Origin of the sequence: uncultured Eudoraea sp., from assembly GCF_947258525.1 — a bacterium.
Taxonomy (GTDB): Bacteria; Bacteroidota; Bacteroidia; order Flavobacteriales; family Flavobacteriaceae; genus Eudoraea.
This window is the reverse complement of record NZ_CAMYIP010000112.1, coordinates 1-2477: the sequence shown is the minus strand read 5'-3', so window position 1 is coordinate 2477 and position 2477 is coordinate 1. Positions and strand designations below refer to the sequence as shown.

The following is a 2477-nucleotide window of genomic DNA, read 5'->3' as shown; positions in this document are numbered from 1 at the left end:
TAACCTTTTACCGGCCTACTTTTAATAACACCCTGGGAACAATTGATCAATTATTTTCTTCAGGCAAGATTAGCCTTATCCGGAATGATTCTATCAGGAATTTCCTGATCTCCTGGCCGGGATCTATAAATGACATGATTGAAGAAGAAACCTATGCCATGACTTTGTTTCAAAATAATTATTATCCTTTGGTGGCTAAATACATTATCATCCAGGATGTCCTTGACCAGAGCTTTTCTACCTCCTTTTTCGGCACAAGCATAAGGCAAGAAGAATATTCAGATATTCCGCTGAAAAGTGACCGTGAGGGCTTACTAAAAGACAGGGAGTTTTTAAACCATTTACGAATGAGGGCTTCACATTTACAAATTACAAATACTGAAACCGGGGAACTCACCCTTCATGCCCGAAAGCTAATTGGAATGATAGATAATGAAATCAAATTCTAGTCATAAGATCAATAAATGTAATGATGAAAGGCCAAACCCCAGACCAATGATTAAATTCTTCCGTCAAATCCGACAACGCTTAATTAGTGACAACCCGCCTGCCGGGTCACGGAGGGCAGACAGGTTCGGCAAGTACCTGCTGTATGCCATGGGTGAGATTTTGCTGGTTGTGATTGGGATTTTAATTGCCTTACAAATTAACAATTGGAATGAGCATAAGAAAGAACGGAAACTAGAACGGAAAGTTTTAACAGAACTTTTGACATCCCTGGAACAAAACTACAACAGGATGATTTCTGATTCTATAAAAAGATCAAACTGGAACAGATCAAGTGATATTGTTATTACTGCTCTCGAACACGGTATGGCCTATTCAGATACTATGAATAGACATTTTCAGGATGCCAGAAAACCCGGAACAAATCTTTCATTATCATTTGCAGGCTATGAGGGTTTGAAAAATGTTGGTTACAATATAATTAGCTCGGATACGCTTAGAAATAATATTGTGGAGCTCTTTGAATTAACACATAAGACCTTGCTGGAGGAAATGGAATATTTTGAATCTTTTCAACCAGACAGACAGGCTTATATTGACAAGCTTTTTAGTTATGATCATAAAAAATTTGATTCAAATAACCCTTTTAATGTCCCCATTTATCCAAATAATTATTCTGCACTAATACAAGACTCCATTTACCTCCCTATGATTAAATCTGTAACCATACAAAGAAATGTGATTTCAGTATTGCTATATGATAACATTAAGGAGACCCAAAGAGTAATTTCATTGATTGAAAATGAACTTAATGAATTGAAAAAATGATCAATTTATCCCTTTATCGAAACAGCATAGAGCCTTAAAAAAACATTCAGTGACTGTTTTTAGCGAACGGGCCAGAAGATTTGCAGAAGTTGACAAATATCATGTTTTATAGAACTTTATTAAGGGATCTTTGGGCGGTTTTAGTACTCCCGAAAATTTAAACCTTAATTATGGAATTATTGAAGAATATTGCAATCTGGTTTGGGCTAAGTATCCTAATGATGATTTTATGGGTAGTTGGTCTGATGCTTGGCAATATGGTTTTTCCAAGTAATCTCATGGAAATGGAAACGGATAGCGATGGTACTGCGGGGTTCATTTTCTTCTTGGTAAGTGCGCTTAATGCCGGGATTATACTTAAACTAATTTACAAAGCCCGCTATACGGGCTGGAAGCTGGCAGGTCTTGTCTTCCTGGTTTCCTTTGGGATCCAGTATTTCATGTCCCAAATTGAGACTATTTGGTTTAATGATAGCCTTGGTTTGCCCGGCAATGGTATTGCAACCATCGTTCTTGGAGGGGCATTTACACTTGTTGCCTTTACGGCAATTGCCATATTGATCACAGGCAAATTTAAATCTGAACCAGACAAAAGCAATAATACTCCCGGCTTAAGATTCAGTGTCAAAAAAATACTATTGCTTTCAGCAGTCATTTGGCCGCTGATCTATTTTGCCTTTGGTTATTTTGTTGCCTGGCAATTTGAAGAAGTTCGGCTGCTGTACTCCGGTAAAACGGAGATGGATTCATTTATGGAGATCATGAAGGGAAATTTCCAATCCGGACTTTATCTGTTTCAGATCCTCAGAGGGTTTTTATGGGTCTTTATTGGCATCCTTGTTTTAAGGATGGCGAGGGGTAGCAGGATCTCGAAAAGTATTCTATTGGGGCTTTTATTTACTATCCTTGGCAGCAGTGGATTATTGCTTCCCAATCCTATCATGCCGGAAATGGTGCGGATGGCGCATCTTCTTGAAACAAGCACATCCAGCTTTATTTGGGGGTTTATTATTTCGTGGACGCTGTGGCAGCCGGCACAGGGAACTGCGATGGTTGATAATACAACAGAATAGGTTTTAAATACTATGCCGGTTATTATTAGGAACTTTTATCCCTCTCATCTACAGTAATTAACCATTCGTCTACACTCCCTAAACTTTCGTCTATAGTTAGACCTAAGACTTAAAATTAAAGTAGAACTT

The 2477-nt window shown here is 38.1% G+C and carries 3 protein-coding genes; all 3 read left to right on the top strand.

Annotation, left to right across the window (positions count from 1 at the left end):
• On the top strand, window positions 1–449 hold a 449-nt coding region (locus Q0X89_RS08315; RefSeq protein ID WP_297693044.1), incomplete at its 5' end, for a hypothetical protein.
• A 46-nt stretch (window positions 450–495) separates the two neighbouring features.
• Complete coding sequence (locus tag Q0X89_RS08310) at window positions 496–1275, top strand: DUF6090 family protein (RefSeq protein WP_297693042.1); 780 nt, start codon at window positions 496–498, stop codon at window positions 1273–1275.
• Window positions 1276–1445: 170 nt separating this feature from the next.
• Window positions 1446–2348, top strand: coding sequence for a hypothetical protein (locus tag Q0X89_RS08305; RefSeq protein WP_297693040.1), 903 nt, complete (start codon window positions 1446–1448; stop codon window positions 2346–2348).
• Window positions 2349–2477 lie beyond the last annotated feature (129 nt).

Bases quoted from the DNA above. Each gene is read 5' to 3' on its own strand.
- Q0X89_RS08310 (WP_297693042.1), top strand. From the start codon at position 496: ATGATTAAATTCTTCCGTCAAATCCGACAACGCTTAATTAGTGACAAC.
- Q0X89_RS08305 (WP_297693040.1), top strand. From the start codon at position 1,446: ATGGAATTATTGAAGAATATTGCAATCTGGTTTGGGCTAAGTATCCTA.